The organism is Paracoccus marinus, from assembly GCF_007018965.1.
Lineage (GTDB): Bacteria > Pseudomonadota > Alphaproteobacteria > Rhodobacterales > Rhodobacteraceae > Paracoccus > Paracoccus marinus.
In genome coordinates, this window is record NZ_VJYZ01000010.1 from 233,161 (window position 1) to 249,146 (window position 15,986).

At 70.4% G+C, this 15,986-nt stretch carries 17 protein-coding genes; 13 read left to right on the forward strand and 4 right to left on the reverse strand.

What is annotated here, in order from left to right:
• The first annotated feature begins 15 nt into the window (after positions 1-15).
• Genes FNF32_RS06910 through FNF32_RS06935 form a run of 6 tightly spaced genes read left to right on the forward strand, consistent with a single transcriptional unit; the run spans position 16 to position 5,953 of the window.
• Positions 16-2,871, forward strand: a complete 2,856-nt coding sequence (locus FNF32_RS06910) for a monovalent cation/H+ antiporter subunit A (RefSeq protein ID WP_143796545.1) — start codon at positions 16-18, stop codon at positions 2,869-2,871.
• Positions 2,871-3,242, forward strand: coding sequence for a Na+/H+ antiporter subunit C (locus FNF32_RS06915; protein ID WP_131672615.1), 372 nt, complete (start codon positions 2,871-2,873; stop codon positions 3,240-3,242). Before FNF32_RS06910 ends, FNF32_RS06915 begins: the two co-directional genes overlap by 1 nt.
• Positions 3,239-4,774 carry a monovalent cation/H+ antiporter subunit D gene (locus FNF32_RS06920; RefSeq protein ID WP_131672616.1) on the forward strand — a complete coding sequence of 512 codons (1,536 nt, stop codon included), beginning with the start codon at positions 3,239-3,241 and terminating at the stop codon, positions 4,772-4,774. Before FNF32_RS06915 ends, FNF32_RS06920 begins: the two co-directional genes overlap by 4 nt.
• Positions 4,771-5,262, forward strand: a complete 492-nt coding sequence (locus FNF32_RS06925) for a Na+/H+ antiporter subunit E (RefSeq protein ID WP_131672617.1) — start codon at positions 4,771-4,773, stop codon at positions 5,260-5,262. The genes FNF32_RS06920 and FNF32_RS06925 overlap by 4 nt, the downstream gene beginning before the upstream one ends.
• Positions 5,259-5,543 carry a K+/H+ antiporter subunit F gene (locus FNF32_RS06930; protein ID WP_425467893.1) on the forward strand — a complete coding sequence of 95 codons (285 nt, stop codon included), beginning with the start codon at positions 5,259-5,261 and terminating at the stop codon, positions 5,541-5,543. The genes FNF32_RS06925 and FNF32_RS06930 overlap by 4 nt, the downstream gene beginning before the upstream one ends.
• On the forward strand, positions 5,540-5,953 hold the full coding sequence (locus tag FNF32_RS06935) for a Na+/H+ antiporter subunit G (RefSeq protein ID WP_131672618.1): 414 nt from the start codon (positions 5,540-5,542) through the stop codon (positions 5,951-5,953). Before FNF32_RS06930 ends, FNF32_RS06935 begins: the two co-directional genes overlap by 4 nt.
• A gap of 5 nt (positions 5,954-5,958) precedes the next feature.
• Here the strand turns inward: FNF32_RS06935 and FNF32_RS06940 are convergent, their stop codons facing one another.
• Genes FNF32_RS06940 through fsa form a run of 3 tightly spaced genes read right to left on the reverse strand, consistent with a single transcriptional unit; the run spans position 5,959 to position 8,324 of the window.
• Positions 5,959-6,906: a tyrosine recombinase XerC gene (locus FNF32_RS06940; RefSeq protein WP_131672619.1), complete on the reverse strand. Its 948-nt coding sequence runs from the start codon at positions 6,904-6,906 to the stop codon at positions 5,959-5,961.
• Between the two features lie 30 nt (positions 6,907-6,936).
• Positions 6,937-7,671 (reverse strand): DUF484 family protein, encoded by a 735-nt coding sequence (locus FNF32_RS06945; protein WP_131672620.1) that lies wholly within the window; start codon positions 7,669-7,671, stop codon positions 6,937-6,939.
• Entirely contained in the window at positions 7,668-8,324 is a 657-nt protein-coding gene (gene fsa / locus FNF32_RS06950) for a fructose-6-phosphate aldolase (protein ID WP_131672621.1), read from the reverse strand. Before fsa ends, FNF32_RS06945 begins: the two co-directional genes overlap by 4 nt.
• 93 nt (positions 8,325-8,417) lie before the next feature.
• Here fsa and FNF32_RS06955 point away from each other — a divergent pair, with 93 nt between their 5' ends.
• On the forward strand, positions 8,418-10,631 hold the full coding sequence (locus FNF32_RS06955; protein ID WP_131672622.1) for a primosomal protein N': 2,214 nt from the start codon (positions 8,418-8,420) through the stop codon (positions 10,629-10,631).
• Between the two features lie 59 nt (positions 10,632-10,690).
• On the opposite strand, the gene FNF32_RS06960 is transcribed toward FNF32_RS06955, so the two are convergent.
• Complete coding sequence (locus tag FNF32_RS06960; protein ID WP_131672623.1) at positions 10,691-11,446, reverse strand: N-formylglutamate amidohydrolase; 756 nt, start codon at positions 11,444-11,446, stop codon at positions 10,691-10,693.
• 111 nt (positions 11,447-11,557) lie between these two features.
• On the opposite strand from FNF32_RS06960, the gene pyk reads away from it, so the two are divergent.
• From pyk to FNF32_RS06990, 6 genes are all read left to right on the forward strand, one after another.
• Positions 11,558-13,006 carry a pyruvate kinase gene (gene pyk, locus FNF32_RS06965; RefSeq protein ID WP_131672624.1) on the forward strand — a complete coding sequence of 483 codons (1,449 nt, stop codon included), beginning with the start codon at positions 11,558-11,560 and terminating at the stop codon, positions 13,004-13,006.
• 66 nt (positions 13,007-13,072) lie between these two features.
• Complete coding sequence (locus FNF32_RS06970) at positions 13,073-13,297, forward strand: hypothetical protein (protein ID WP_131672625.1); 225 nt, start codon at positions 13,073-13,075, stop codon at positions 13,295-13,297.
• 139 nt (positions 13,298-13,436) lie between these two features.
• The gene (gene rpmI / locus FNF32_RS06975; protein ID WP_131672626.1) at positions 13,437-13,637 is read left to right on the forward strand and encodes a 50S ribosomal protein L35; all 201 of its coding nucleotides are present in this window, start codon (positions 13,437-13,439) and stop codon (positions 13,635-13,637) included.
• A gap of 15 nt (positions 13,638-13,652) precedes the next feature.
• Positions 13,653-14,033, forward strand: coding sequence for a 50S ribosomal protein L20 (gene rplT / locus FNF32_RS06980; protein WP_131672627.1), 381 nt, complete (start codon positions 13,653-13,655; stop codon positions 14,031-14,033).
• Positions 14,034-14,173: 140 nt separating this feature from the next.
• Entirely contained in the window at positions 14,174-15,256 is a 1,083-nt protein-coding gene (gene pheS / locus FNF32_RS06985) for a phenylalanine--tRNA ligase subunit alpha (RefSeq protein WP_131672628.1), read from the forward strand.
• A 45-nt stretch (positions 15,257-15,301) separates the two neighbouring features.
• Positions 15,302-15,955 (forward strand): hypothetical protein, encoded by a 654-nt coding sequence (locus FNF32_RS06990; protein ID WP_131672629.1) that lies wholly within the window; start codon positions 15,302-15,304, stop codon positions 15,953-15,955.
• The last annotated feature ends 31 nt before the right edge of the window (positions 15,956-15,986 follow it).

Genomic DNA, 15,986 nt, shown 5'->3' on the forward strand with positions numbered 1-15,986 from the left:
AACTCACGAGGTCGCATGTCCCCTGCGCTGATTGCCGTGCTGCCGTTCCTCGGCGCGCTTCTGCCCGGACTGCTGGTGCGGTCGGGGCGGGGGGTCGCGGCCGTGGCTTGCGGGGTCGTCACGCTGACGGCGCTGGTCGGGCTGGGCCTGCACGCCCCGGCCGTCATCGCGGGCGAGGTCGTGGCGTCGCGGCTGGACTGGATGCCGCAGATCGGCCTTGCCGCCGATTTCAGGCTGGACGGACTTGGGCTTCTGTTCGGGCTGCTGATCCTGGGGATCGGGCTGCTGGTGATCCTGTATGCGCGGTTCTATCTGGACGCGAAGGATCCGGCGGGGCGGTTCTTCACCTTCCTGATGCTGTTCCAGGGCGCGATGCTGGGGATCGTCCTCAGCGACAACCTGCTGCTGCTGCTGGTGTTCTGGGAGCTGACGTCGCTCAGTTCCTTCCTGCTGATCGGCTACTGGCGGCACCTGCCCGAGGCGCGGCAGGGCGCGCGGATGGCGCTGGCGGTCACGGGCCTGGGCGGGCTGGCGCTGATCGCGGGCGTGCTGATGCTGGGCCACGCGGCCGGGGCGGACGACCTGACGGGCCTTCTGCGGGCGCGGGACGCGGTGCAGGCGTCGCCCCTGTATCTGCCGGCGCTGGTCCTGATCCTGATCGGCGCGTTCACCAAGTCGGCGCAGTTCCCGTTCCACTTCTGGCTGCCGCGCGCGATGGCCGCGCCCACGCCGGTCAGCGCCTATCTTCATTCCGCGACGATGGTGAAGGCGGGGATCTTCCTTCTGGCGCGGCTCTGGCCGGTGCTGTCGGGCACGCCCGAGTGGTTCTGGATCGTCACGACGACCGGGCTGGTCACGATGTGCCTTGGCGCGGTCGTGGCGCTGTTCCAGGACGACCTCAAGGGGCTGCTGGCCTATTCCACCGTCAGCCATCTGGGCCTCATCACCATGCTGCTGGGGTTCGGGACCCAGGGCGCGGTGGTCGCGGCGATGTTTCACATCGTGGCCCATGCGACCTTCAAGGCGTCGCTGTTCATGGCGGCGGGCATCGTGGACCACGCGGCCCACACCCGGTCGATCCGCAGGCTGTCGGGACTGGGCGCGCTGATGCCGCTGACCTTCGTCATCTCGGCGGTGGCGGCGCTGTCGATGGCGGGGATCCCGCCGCTCGGCGGCTTCATCTCGAAAGAGCTGATGCTGGAACAGGCGGCCGCGACCGCGTGGCTGGGCGGGCCGCGGCTGCTGGGCTGGGTGGCGGTCGCGGCGACGATGTTTTCGGTGGCCTATTCGCTGCGGTTCGTCTTTCACGTGTTCACCGGACGGGTGGCGTCGGGCTATCCCGCGCCCGCGCGCGATCCGGGCGTGGGGCTGTGGCTTGCGCCCGCCGTGCTGGCAATGCTGACGGCGCTGGTCGGGGCGGCGCCCGACCGGGTCGCGAGTTGGCTGGTCGGCGCGGCCGCAAGCGGCGTGACGGGCACGGCGCTGCACCCGCATTTCAGCGTCTGGCACGGGATCACCCCGGCGCTCGTCATGTCGGGGATCGCGGTCGCGGGGGGCGTGGCCGCGCTGCTTGCGTGGCCGCTGCTCGACCGGGTGCGCGCGGCGCTGCCCGATCTTGACGCGAAGCGGTGGCACGATGCGATGGTGCTGACGGCCACGCGGTGGTCGTGGCGCGTGGCCGACGGGCTGACCGACGGGTCGATGGCGCGCGCGCTTGGGGCGATGGTCGCCGCGATCGTGGCGGCCGGGATCGCCGCGTGGGGGTCGGGAACGGCACCCGCATTCGACCGGCCGATGCTGCCGGTCACGGGGGCCGCAGCCGCGGGCTGGGCGATGCTGGTCGCCGCGACCGGGGCGATGGTGTTTTTCCACCGCAGCCGCGTGCTGGCGCTGGTGCTGGTGGGGATCGTCGGCCTGATGGTGTCGGCGGCGTTCGTCCATCTGTCGGCCCCCGACCTCGCGCTGACGCAGATCAGCGTCGAGGTGGTGACCGTGATCGTCCTGCTGCTCGCGCTGAACTTCCTGCCCAAGGTGACGCCGGTCGAATCCGGCGCCGCCCGGCGCGCGCTGCACGGGGTGGTCGCCGTCGTGGCGGGGGGCGCGTTCGGGGCGCTGGCCTATGCCATCATGCGGACCGGCGCGGCCTTTCCGACGATCGCCGGTTACATGGTCGAGAACAGCTACCGGCTTGGCGGCGGCGACAACGTGGTGAACGTGATCCTCGTCGATTTCCGGGGCTACGACACGTTCGGAGAGATCACCGTGCTGGGTATCGCCGGGCTCGCGATCTTCGCGCTGGCGCGGACGCTGGTCGAAGGGCCGACCGGCGACCGGCTGCGGGCGATGTTCGGCGACCGGCCGCGCGTGGGCGACCGTCACCCGATGCCGCTGGTGGTCGTGACGCGGCTGCTGCTGCCGCTGGTGCTGGTGGTCGCGACGTATATCTTCCTGCGCGGGCACAACGCGCCGGGGGGCGGGTTCGTGGCCGGGCTTCTGGTTTCGATCGCGCTGGTGATGCAGTACATGGCCTCGGGCTTTGCCTGGGCCGAACGCCGCCAGCGCGTACCCTATCACGGGCTGATCGGTCTGGGGGTGCTGGCGGCGGGGATCACAGGGATCGGCGCGTGGTTCGCGGGGCGGCCGTTCCTGACCTCGGCCTATGGCTATTTCAAGCTGCCGGGGCTTGAGGAGTTTGAGCTGGCGACCGCCATGGGCTTCGATTTGGGCGTGTTCCTGTGCGTCGTGGGGGCGGTGATGCTGATGCTGGATTCCCTATCGCGGATCGCGCGGCGCGCGGGCGAGACGGTGAATGCCGGCCCGATGGACATCCTGAGCGGCGACCCTGACCGCGATCCCTCGGGCCCCGCGTGATGGAGATGCTCGTCGCCTCGGCCATCGGCATCATGACGGCGGCCGCCGTCTATCTGATCCTGCGGCGGCGGACATTCGCCGTCGTGCTGGGGATGACGATGCTCAGCTATGCGATCAACCTGTTCCTGTTCGCCACCGGTAGGCTGGTCCGGGGCGCGCCGCCGGTGCTGGCGGATGGCGTGGCCACCTATACCGACCCGCTGCCGCAGGCGCTGGTCCTGACCGCGATCGTGATCGGGTTCGGGATGACGGCGGTGGTGGTGGTGATGGCGCTTGGCGCCTTCGTCGAGGGGGGCGACGATCGCATCGACCTGCCGCCGGGCGACGGCGACGGCCGTGCCAATGCGGGTGATACGGGCGGGGCGCCATGACCGGAGCGCTTGGCCACTGGCTCATCGCGCCGGTCCTGCTGCCCGCCGTGGTCGGGCCGCTCATCATCCTGTGGATGAGCGAGGATCTGCTGCTGGCGCGCGTCTTTTCGCTGTGCGCCACCGCGGCGCAGCTGGTGCTGGCGGCGTGGCTGCTGGCGCAGGCGGCGGGGGGCGAGATCTTCGTCTACCGGCTGGGCAACTGGCAGGTGCCGTTCGGGATCGCGCTGATGCTGGACCGTCTGTCGGCGCTGATGCTGCTGCTGACGGCGGCGCTGGCGCTGCTGGTCCAGCTTTACGCCATCGGATCGGGCTGGGACCGGCGCGGCGCGCATTTCCACGCGCTGTTCCAGTTCCAGCTGATGGGGCTGACGGGCGCGTTCCTGACCGGCGACGCCTTCAACCTGTTCGTCTTCTTCGAGGTGCTGCTGATCGCGAGCTACGGCCTGATGGCGCATGGCGGGGGCGGGATGCGGCTGCGCGCGTCGATCCAGTACGTCATCACGAACCTTGCCGGGTCGGCGCTGTTCCTGGCCGCGCTGGGGACGATCTATGCCGCGACCGGCACGCTGAACATGGTGGATCTGGCGCAGCGCACGGCGGCGCTGCCCGCCGACCAGACGGCGCTGCTGCGGGTGGGCGCGGTGCTGCTGATGCTGGTGTTCGCGATCAAGGCGGCGCTGGTGCCGCTGCATTTCTGGCTGCCCGCGACCTATGCCAACGCGCCCGGCCCGGTCGCGGCGCTGTTCTCGATCATGACCAAGGTCGGGCTTTACGGGATCGAGCGGTTCTACACGCTCGTGTTCCCGCCGGGCGGCAACGCGGGCACGCTGGTCGCGGACCTGCTGCTGCCGGCCGCGGTCGCAACGCTTGTGCTGGGGCAGGCGGGGGTGATGGGCAGCCGCGATCTGGGGCGGATGGCGTCCTGGGCGGCGCTGGCCTCGGTCGGCACGCTGACGCTGGCGGTGGCGCGATTCACGCCGCAGGGGATTTCGGCCGGGCTGTTCTACCTGATCCATTCCACCCTCGCGACCGCCGCGCTGTTCCTGGTGGCGGACCTGATCGCGCGGCGGCGCGGCAGTCTGCGGCTGGTGCCCGGACCGTCCATCCCACAGGGCGGGCTGATCGCGGTGTTCCTGATGGCGGCCGGCGTGGCGATCGTCGGCCTGCCGCCGCTGTCGGGGTTCCTGGGCAAGATCGCCGTCCTGAAGGCGTCCACGGGCACCGGCTGGACCGTGGCGGTGTGGACCGCGGTCCTCATGACCTCGCTCATGGCGATCGTGGGGCTGGCCCGCGCCGGATCGGCGATCGTGTGGAGCGCGGGGGCCACCCCGCCCCCCGCCCGCGCGGCGGACCCGGCGGCCCCGGCAGAGTGGCTGGCGCTCGCCGCGACCGGCGCCATGCTGGCGGGGCTCGCGGTCCTTACGCTGGCGGCGGGCCCGGTCATGCGCTTCACCGACGCGACCGCCGCGCAGCTGTCCGACCCGGCCCCGTATGTCGAGGCGGTGCTGGTCCGGCAGGAGGGGGCGAAGTGATCCGCCGCATCCTGCCGCATCCGGTCCTGTCGCTGCTCATCGTGCTGGTGTGGATGGCGCTGGTGAACCGCTTTGCCTGGGGGTCGCTGGTGTTCGCGGCGATCCTTGCGCTGGTGATCCCGTGGCTGACCGCGCCCTACTGGCCCGGCAGCCCGCGCGTGCGCGGCCCCCTGCGGATCGCGGCCTATCTGGCGCTGGTCCTGTGGGACATCGTGCGCGCCAATATCGAGGTCGCGCGCATCGTCCTGTTCACCCCGAACGGCGACCTGCGCCCCGCATGGATCGCGGTGCCGCTGGACCTGACCAGCCCGGAAGGGATCACCGCCCTTGCCGCCACCATCACCCTGACGCCCGGCACCGTCACCGCCGACGTCAGCCAGAACGGCAACGCGCTGCTGGTCCACTGCCTGCACGCCCCCGACCCCGACGCGGTCGCGGCCGACATCAAGTCCCGCTACGAATCGCGGCTGCTGAGGATCTTTTCATGACGCCCGACCTGATTCTTGAGGGCGCCGTGTGGCTGTCGCTCGGCTGCTTCGGGTTGTCGCTGCTTTTGTGCCTTTACCGGGTCGTGTTCTCGACCGCGTTGCCCGACCGCATCCTTGCGCTGGACACCATGACCATCAACGTGATCGCCGTGTTCGTGATCGTGGGCATCGCCGAGGGCACCCCGGTCTATTTCGAGGCGGCGATGCTGTTCGCGATGGTCGGCTTCATCTCGACCGTGGCATTTGCCAAGTTCCTGCTGCGGGGGGACATCATCGAATGACGACGCTGGTGCAGCTTCTGGTCGCGGCGATGCTGGTGATCGGCGGCGGCTTCGCGCTGGTCGGCGCCTGGGCGCTGGTGCGGCTGCCCGATGCCATGACCCGGCTGCACGGCCCGACCAAGGCCGCGACGCTGGGCGTGGGCGCGGTCCTGATTGCGTCGATGCTGTATTTCTGGGGCGTGCGCGGCGTGCCCAGCTGGCACGAGCTGCTCATCACCCTGTTCCTGTTCGTGACCGCGCCGGTCACCGGCTTCTTCCTTGCCAAGGCGAACATGCACCTGTCGTGGACCGCGTCCGAGATCCCGCCGCCCCCGGGCAATGGAAACGACTGGGCGACCTTCGGCGATGAGCCGGGGCCGGGCGCGGGGCCATTGCCAGCGCGCAAGCCGGGCGGCCACGGTCGCCCCTGACGCCTTCAGCCGCGCGGGTGCGCGGCGCCGAACACCGCCAGCAGATGGGCGTCGTCCACCGCCGTATAGACCTGCGTGGTGGACAGGCTGGCGTGGCCCAGCAGTTCCTGGATCGTCCTCAGATCGCCGCCCGCCGCCAGCAGATGGGTGGCGAAGCTGTGGCGCAGCGCGTGGGGCGTGGCGGTGGGCGGCAGGCCAAGCGCGTGGCGCAGGCGCACCATCGCCTTTTCCACCGCGCCCGCCGACAGCCGCTTGCCGCGCACCCCGCGAAACAGCGGATCGTCGGGGCCGAGACCCCAGGGCTGCGCCCCGAGGTAGGCCGCGATCGCCGCCCGCGCCACCGGCAGCACCGGCACCTGCCGTTCCTTGCCGCCCTTGCCGCGCACCCGCAGCGCCTCGCCCATCGGCCAGTCGCGGCCGTCGAGCGCCAGCGCCTCGGATATCCGCAGCCCGCAGCCGTAAAGCAGCGTCAGCACCGCCTCGTCGCGGGCCGCGACCCAGGCGGTCGGATGGCTGGCCGCGGCAAGGTCGATGACCGCGCGGGCCTGGTCGGGGGCGAGCGGGCGGGGCAGGCTGCGGCGATAGCGCGGGCTGCGCTGCGACAGGGCGCGGCTGGCGTCGAAGCCCTCGCGGTCGGAAAGCCAGCGCAGGAAGGACTTCACGGCCGACAGGCGGCGGGCGAGCGACCGCGCCGACAGGCCGCGCGCGCGTTCGGCGGCGGCGAAGGCGCGCATGTCCGACTGGGTCAGCGCGCCCATGCGGGCGGGCAGGGCGGGTTCGCCGTGATGGCCGCCCATGAACGACAGGAACGCCAGCAGGTCGGACCGGTAAGCGGTGATGGTGTGGCCGGACCGGTCGCGCGTGGACCGCTCGCCGTCGAGCCAGCGCGCGAGCGCGTCGGCCATCGCGGGCGCGAGGGCGAGCGGGGCGTGAAGCGGCGTGGCGCCAGTCATCCCCGCCAGCCCTTCATCACCGCCCGGCCTTCATTCCCGCAGCCAGCCCATCAGGACCAGCCGGAACACCTGTCCGAAAAATCGCAGCAGGTCGGTCCCTTGGGCGGGCGAGAACCGGCCCGGCTCGGCCGACCCGATCAGCAGCAGCGCCGGGTGGCGGTCGGGGCCAAGGTCGATCGGCAGCAGCGCCTCGGACGCGACGGACTGGCCGTGGATGGCAAGGGTTTCCGACGCCGCCTTCCGCAGCACGATGTCGGCCCCGCGCGGGGCCCGCCGCCCGGCCGAGATCAGGTTCGCGATGGTCCCCGCCGGCATCATCTGCAGCGCCGCGTCGGGGTCGGTCTGCGGTTCGTCCAGCGCGTCGGTTTCCATCACCAGCCGCAGCGTGTCCACGCGCAGCAGGGGCGCGACCTCGGCGTTCAGGATCTCGACGAAGCCCGCGAAATCCACGGGCTCCAGCAGCGCGATCACCGCGCGGTGGATCGTCTGGGTGCCGGTCTGGTTCTCGTAGGCGGCCGAGATCACCGTCTCGTGCGCCGATTCCAGCCGGTCGAGCCGATGTTCCAGCGCCTCCATCGCGCGGCCGCGGATGTCGATGACGTTGGCCCCAAGCTCCGCCTCGCGCGCGGCAACGAGGGCCCGCATCAGCCCGCGGTCGTGCAGGATCAGCGCCGGATCGGCCAGCAGCCGGTCGCGGGTGGGGGCGTCCAGCGCCGGGTCGTCGTCCGCCGCCCGATCGTCGTCGGGCGTCACCCGCTCGCTCATGCGCCGATCTTCTGGCCGGTCTTGGCCCAGTCGGCGTTGAACTGGTCAAGGCCCTTGTCGGTCAGGACGTGGCTCGCCATCGCCTTGATGACGGCGGGCGGCGCGGTGATGACGTCGGCGCCGATGCGGGCGCAGTCGATGACGTGGTTCACCGACCGGATCGAGGCGGCCAGCACGTTTGTCTCGAACCCGTAGTTGTCATAGATCGTGCGGATGTCCGCGATCAGCTCCATCCCGTCCAGCCCGATGTCGTCCAGCCGCCCGATGAAGGGGCTGATGAACGTGGCCCCGGCCTTGGCGGCCAGCAGCGCCTGCGCGGCGGTGAAGCACAGCGTCACGTTGACCATGTGGCCGTCGTCGGAAAGCGCCTTGCAGGCCTTGAGCCCGTCCCAGGTCAGCGGCACCTTGACGGCGATGTTGGGCGCGATTTCCGCCAGGTGCTTGCCCTCGCGGATCATGCCTTGGGCGTCGGCCGCCACCACCTCGGCGCTGACCGGGCCCTCGACCAGCTCGCAGATCTCGCGCGTGACCTCGGCGATGGCGCGGCCGGATTTCAGGATCAGCGAGGGGTTGGTCGTGACGCCGTCCACCATGCCCAGTTCGTGCAGTTCGCGGATGGCGGCGATGTCGGCGGTATCGACGAAGAATCTCATGTCGTGGCTCCTGCGCGGGGTTTCGCGGAATGGCGGAATGCTTGGGCGCGGGTGTATCGCAGAACACCCGCCCGCGAAAGGCCGGGGGCGCGGATGAGCGGGGCGGAGGCGCGGTTCTTCCCGCCCGGCGAACGGGTCGGCGTCCTGACGACCGAGCCGGTGGGAATGCTCGACTATCTCGCGCCCGAGGGGGGCGTCAGGGCCGGGCAGCTCGTGATGGTGCCGCTGGGGCCGCGGCAGGTGATGGGCTGCGTCTGGGGCGCGGGCGACGGCGGCTTCGACGCGGCGAAGCTGCGCCCGATCCTGCGGCTGGTCGAGGCCGAGCCGCTGACCCCGCGCATGGTCGAGTTCCTGTCGCGCGCCGCCGACTACACCCTGACGGCGCTGCCGGTCATGCTGCGGATGGCGCTGCGCGCGCCCGATCTGGGCCAGCCCCCCGCCGCGCGCCGGGTGATCCACCGCGCCGGGCCGCCGCCCGAACGGATGACCGACGCCCGCGCCGCCGTGCTGCGGGTGATCGACGAACACGGCGGCGCGGGGTTCTCGCCCGGCGAGCTGGCGAGCCTTGCGGGGGTCGGGTCGTCGGTGGTCAAGGGGCTGGTCGCCGCCGGGACGCTGGCCGAAACGCAGGCGCCGCGCGACGCGGCGTTCCCGCAGCTGGACCCGGGCCTGCCGGGTAAACCGCTCGCGCCCGATCAGGCGGACGCGGCCGACACGCTGCGCGCCGCGATCCGCGCGGGCGGCTACGGCACCACGCTTCTGCGCGGCGTCACCGGCTCGGGCAAGACCGAGGTCTATCTGGAAGCCGTCGCCGAGACCCTGCGGCAGGGGCGGCAGGCGCTGGTCCTGCTGCCCGAGATCGCGTTGTCGGCCGAGTTCCTGGACCGGGTCGAGGCGCGGTTCGGCGCGCGGCCCGGCGAATGGCATTCCGGCGTCACCGGGGCCGAGCGGCGGCGGCTGTGGCATATGGCGGCACGCGGGGCTGGGGGCGTCGGCATGGTCGTCGGCGCGCGCTCGGCCCTGTTCCTGCCGTTCCGCGACCTCGGCCTGATCGTCGTCGATGAGGAACACGACGGCAGCTACAAGCAGGACGAGACGGTCTATTACAACGCCCGCGACATGGCCGTGCTGCGCGCCAGCATCGAAGGGGCGCAGGTGGTGCTGGCGTCCGCCACGCCGTCAGTCGAAAGCTGGGTGAACGCGGGGGCGGGCAAGTATCGCCGGATCGACCTGCGGTCCCGCTATGGCGAGGCGGAGCTGCCCGAGATGGCCGCGATCGACCTGCGGGCCGAGGAGATGCCGTCCGGCCGCTGGATTTCCCCCACGCTGGCGCGGGCGGTGGACGAGCGGCTAGCGCGGGGGGAACAGTCGCTGCTGTTTCTGAACCGCCGCGGCTATGCGCCGGTCACGACCTGCCGCGCCTGCGGGCAACAGGTCGGCTGCGACGACTGCGACGCGCGGATGGTGGAACACCGCTTCCAGAAGCGCCTCGTCTGCCACCAGTGCGGGGCGACGAAGCCGATCCCGGTGGCCTGCCCGGCCTGCGGGACCGAAGGGAAGATGGCCGCGATCGGGCCCGGCGTGGAGCGGGTCGCCGAGGAGGTGGCGGAGCGGTTTCCCACCGCCCGTTCGGCGGTGCTGTCGTCGGACCTGTTCCAGTCGGCCCGGGCGCTGAAGGCGACGATCGCCGACATCGCGCAAGGCGGGGCCGACATCATCATCGGCACGCAGATCGTGGCCAAGGGCCACAACTTTCCCGGTCTGACGCTGGTGGGGGTGATCGACGCCGATCTTGGGCTGCAGGGCGCGGACCTGCGCGCGGCGGAACGGTCGTTCCAGCTGATGCGGCAGGTCGCGGGCCGTGCCGGGCGGCAGGCGGGCGACCGGCCGGGGGTTGCGCTTTTGCAGACCCACCAGCCCGACCACGCGGTGATCCGCGCGATCCTGTCGGGCGACGACGAGACCTTCTGGAACGCCGAGGCCGAGGCGCGCCAGGCGGCCGCGATGCCCCCGTTCTCGCGCCTTGCCGGGATCATCCTGTCGCATCCCGACCAGCCGGTGGTGGAAGGCTACGCCCGCGATCTCGCCCGCGTGGCGCAGCCCTTGCGCGACATCGGCGCCGACCTGTTCGGCCCCGCGCCCGCGCCGATCGCCCGGGTGCGGGCGCGCTACCGGGTGCGGATGCTGGTCCGCGCGCCGCGGCAGGCGCCGCTGCAGGACGCGATCGCGCGCTGGCTGGCCGGGGCGCCGAAGCCGCCCGCGAACCTGCGGCTGAGCGTGGACATCGACCCGCAGAGCTTCCTGTGAGGTCGCGCCGGGGGTTTTCCACCCCCGGACCCCCGGAGGATATTTTCGGCCCGCCCGAGTCAGAGGCCGGAGCAGGCCAGCACCCGTTCGAGGACCGGGGCGAGGCGTTCCGCCCATTCCCGCTGCCCCGCGTCGTCGGCGATCAGGTCGTTCCTGACCTCGACCAGCACGTTCGGGCGGCCGTGCGCCAGCGCGTGACGGTCGATCGCGTCGCCCTCCAGATGGCCGGAATAGGGCTGGTTGTCGCCCGTGATCCAGCCCGCGTCTCGGCAGGCGCGGACCATCGCCGGGCCCAGCCGCTCGTCGCGGTGGGAATACAGGATCCCCACCTGCCACGGGCGGGGCGGGCGGCCGCGCAGCTGCGGGGTGAAGCTGTGGACCGCGCAGATCGCGCGCGCGGGATGGCGCGCCGCTACCCGGGCCAGCGCCGAGTGATAGGGGCGGTGGAGAAGCCTCAGGCGGCGTTCGCGCTCGGCCGCGTCGGCGCGGCGGTTCGCCGGGATCACCGTCCCGTCGTAAAGGCGCATCAGCAGCGTCGGGTCGTCCTCGCCCCGGTTCGGGTCGATCACGAGGCGTGAAAAGTCCGACAGGACCGCCGGCGCATCCAGCAGCGTGGCGAGATGCAGCGCCACCCCCGCCGCGCCCACGTCAAAGGCGATGTGGCGCGCCATGTCGCAGGCCGCGATCCCCAGATCGCCGCCGTTCACCCAGTCGGGCACCCGGTTCGAGGCGTGGTCGCAGGTCACCAGCCAGCGCGACGGGCGATCCTCGCCCTCGATCCGGTATGCCGGCGCGTTCACCAATTCTTGTTGCATTGCTGCGATATAGCTTGCGCGTTGCCGGTCTGCCAGTTGCCGCCACGGGGCGGTTGCGACATACAGACCTCGCGACCGGAAGCGCCGCGCGACGGGACGGAAGGACATCGGATGAGACGGCACCGCAACGTCAAGATCGTGGCGACCCTGGGGCCCGCGTCGGCCGACGAGGCCACGATCCGCGCCCTGTTCGAGGCGGGGGCGGACGTGTTCCGTCTGAACATGAGCCACGGCAGCCACGAGGATCACCTTGGCCGGCTGAAGATCATCCGCAAGATCGAGGCGGACAGCGGCCGCCCCATCGCCGTTCTGGCCGACCTGCAGGGGCCGAAGCTGCGGGTGGGCACGTTCGCCGTCGGGCCGGTCGAACTGGCGGTGGATCAGCCGTTCCGCTTCGATCTGGATGCCGCGCCGGGCGACGAGCGGCGGGTGCAGCTGCCGCACCCCGAAATCTTCGCCGCGCTCGAACCAGGGTCCAAGCTGCTCGTCAACGACGGCAAGATCCGCCTGCGCGTGGATGCGTGCGGGGCGGACTTCGCCGACTGCACGGTGCTTGCGGCCGGCACCATCTCGGACCGCAAGGGCGTGAACGTACCCGACGTGGTGCTGCCGCTGGCGGCGCTGTCGGAAAAGGACCGCGCCGACCTGGAATTCGCCTGCGAGGCGGGGGTGGACTGGCTGGCGCTGTCGTTCGTGCAGCGCCCCGAGGACGTGATCGAGGCGCGGGGGCTGGCTCGCGGCCGCGCCGCGATCCTGTCCAAGATCGAGAAGCCGGCGGCGGTGCGCGCGTTCTCGGAAATCCTCAAGGTCTCGGACGGGATCATGGTCGCGCGGGGCGACCTTGGGGTCGAACTCCCGGTCCATGCCGTGCCGCCGATCCAGAAGCGGCTGGTGCGCGCCTGCCGGCAGGCCGCGACCCCGGTGATCGTGGCGACCCAGATGCTGGAAAGCATGATCGAAAGCCCGATGCCGACCCGGGCCGAGGTCAGCGACGTCGCAACCGCCATCTACGAAGGCGCCGACGCGATCATGCTGTCGGCCGAATCGGCCGCCGGTCACTTCCCGGTGGACGCGGTCCGAACGATGGATGCGGTCGCCCGGTCGGTCGAAAGCGACCCGGTCTACCGCGAGGTCATCGAAAGCTCGCGCAGCACAGCCAACCGCACCTCGGTCGCCGACAGCATCGCCGTCGCCGCGCGCGAGATCGCGGAAACCACCGACATCGCCGCGATCTGCGCCTATACCCAGTCGGGCACCACCGTGCGGCTGGCCGCGCGCGAACGGCCGCGGGTGCCGATCATCGCGATGTCGTCGCAACTGAACGTGCTGCGGCAGATGGCGCTGGTCTGGGGCGCGCATTGCGTCCTGACGCCCGCGCTGGAACGGTTCCGGCAGGCGGTCGTCAACGCCGTCGTGGCGGCGAGGGAGTTCGAGTTCGCCGACGCCTCGCGCCAGATCATCGTGATCGCGGGCGTGCCGTTCAACACGGCGGGATCGACCAACATCCTTCGCGTCGCGCCCTGCGACGAGCGGTTGATCTACCGAACCGACCCGGAATAGACGGCCACCCGACCGAACCGCGGACCCGACTGCGGCCGACCCCGCAGGCAAATCAACGGATACCGAATGACCGACATCCTGATCCTTCTCGGCACCGCCGCCGTGGCGCTGTCCATCGTTCTGCTGGTCGCGGCGCTGGCCCGCACCGAACCGCCGCGCGGCGCGGCGATCGCCGCCATCGCGGGCATCGCCGCGATCGTCGTGGCCGCGTGGATCGACCCCACCCCGTTCCAGGTCCACGACCTGGGCCTTGCCTGGCAGCGCCTGTTCAGCGGCGAGATCCGGGCCTGACCGCCACAAAGCGCGGCCTTGCCGAAACCGCCGCTTGCGCGCGGCGACCACGGCCTGTATAGGGCGCCCTTCGATCCCGTGCGGCCGGCCAAATGGCATTGCCGAGTCGCGCGTTCACTCTGACTTCGAGGAGAAGAAAATGCCGAAGATGAAGACCAAGGCGGCCGCGAAGAAGCGGTTCTCGATGACGGCCTCGGGCAAGGTCAAGGCCGGCCCCGCAGGCAAGCGCCACGGCATGATCAAACGCTCGACGAAATTCATCCGCGACGTGACCGGGACCATGATCCTGTCCGAAGCGGACGCGAAGATCGTCAAGAAATACATGCCCTACAATCGCTGATCGAGGAGCCGAGACATGTCCCGTGTGAAATCCGGCAAGGTCACCCACGCCCGCCACAAGAAAGTCCTTGACGCCGCCAAGGGCTATTACGGCAACCGCTCGCGGAACTTCCGCACCGCGACCCAGGCCGTCGACAAGGCCAACCAGTACGCGACCCGCGACCGCAAGACCCGCAAGCGCAACTTCCGCGCGCTGTGGATCCAGCGGATCAACGCCGCCGTCCGTGCGGTCGATGCCGAGATGACCTATTCGCGCTTCATCGCCGCGCTGTCGAAAGCGGGGATCGAGGTCGATCGCAAGGTCCTGGCCGACCTCGCCGTGCACGAGCCCGAGGCGTTCGGCGCCATCGTCGCGCAGGCGAAAGCCGCCGCCGGCACCGAAGCCGTCGCCGCCTGACCGGCCCGACCTTTTCAGGCTACCCGAACCCGCGCCCCGGCGCGGGTTCTTTCGTTTCCGCGCGTCGCGCCCGCAGCCGGGTGGCTTCCGCGCCAACCCGCCGCGTGCTAAGCCCGCCCGGCAATTTCCGCGAGGCCCCGATGACCGACACCGAAACCCTGCGCTCCACCTGGCTTGCCCGCGTGGCCGATGCGGGCGACGCCCCCGCGCTGGAAGAGGTGCGGCTGGCCGCGCTGGGCAAGAAGGGCGAGATCAGCGGGCTGATGAAGGAACTCGGCCGGATGACGCCCGAGGAACGCCAGACCCGCGGCGCCGACCTGAACCGCCTGCGCGACGAGATCGACACGGCGCTGCGCGTCCGCCGCACGGCGATGGACGATGCGGCGCTGGACGCGCGGCTGAAGTCGGAGTGGCTGGACGTGACGCTGCCCGGCCGCCCGCGGCCGAGCGGCACGATCCATCCGGTGTCTCAGGTCATGGACGAGGTCACGGCGATCTTCGCCGACATGGGCTTTTCGGTGGCCGAGGGGCCGCAGGTGGAAAGCGACTGGTTCAACTTCGACGCGCTGAACATCCCGCCCGAACACCCCGCCCGGCAGGAACACGACACCTTCTTCATGGCCCGCGCCGAAGGGGACGACCGCGCGCCCCACGTCCTGCGCACCCACACCTCGCCGGTGCAGATCCGCGCCATGCAGGCCCAGGGCGCACCGATCCGCGTGATCGCGCCGGGCCGCGTCTACCGCATGGACATGGACCAGACCCACACGCCGATGTTCCACCAGGTCGAGGGGCTGGCGATCGGCCGCGACATTTCCATGGCGAACCTGAAATGGACGCTGGAGGAGTTCTGCCGCGCCTTCTTCGAGGTCCCGGCGGTCGAACTGCGCTTTCGCGCCTCGCATTTCCCCTTCACCGAGCCGTCGGCCGAGGTCGATATCCGCTGCGACTGGTCGGGCGGGCAGCTGAAGATCGGCGAGGGGGAGTCGTGGCTGGAGATTTTGGGATCGGGGATGGTGCATCCGAAGGTGCTTTCGGCGGCGGGGGTGGACCCGGCGGAGTGGCAGGGGTTCGCGTTCGGGATGGGGATCGACCGGATCGCGATGCTGAAATACGGGATCCCGGATCTGCGGGCGTTCTTTGAGAGCGATTTGCGATGGTTGCGGCACTATGGGTTTGCGGCGGGGGATGTGCCGAGTGTAGCAGGCGGATTGAGCCGCTAGCGAATATCTGAAGGTGGATTTCGGATTATGGGGCCTAGGGGAAGCATGAAGAATCTCAAGATTGTTGCGCCTCTTTTGCTTGTAGGCGGACTTGCTGCGGAAGCTAATGGTGCTGTGTGCGACTATCGTCCTAGCAGGCTTGTCGGTTCGGCGGTAACGACGACGGCGGGCGTTGCGGGCGCTGGGTTGGCAGCTACTGGTAGTGCGGCAAACGCGGTCGGCGTCTACACACTGGTAAACGCGACTACCGGCTTGACGATGGTGGGCGGCACCTGGGCAGGTGCATCAGCGGCCGGGACTGCGGGTATCATCGCTGGAACGGGTGGAGCTATTGGCACGGCGACGGCAGTCGTTACGGCCCCCGTAACCATCGCGGTGGGCGCCGTCGCTGCCGTCACCGTCGCCGCCTATGAAGGTGCCTGCTATTTCACCGACACGAGAATTACGGATTACAAGGAAGTCGACGCGATCGTACGTAACATTGCCCTGACATCGCCTCCAGATCTTTATTCTTATAATGCCGGCGACAAGGAGCAGGAGGGTGCAACGATTACGGTGAGGGATCCTGACAGCGATGAAGTCAGGTATGACACTTACGACGTCGCAGACCTCTATGTTGTTAATGGCGTGTTGAAGAACCGGGATTGGGGATCAAACACGACGATCGGGATCGTTGGCCTTATCCAAGGCGCCAACTAGCAACGCACCGTCCCTCTCTGGAGTCCGGGGA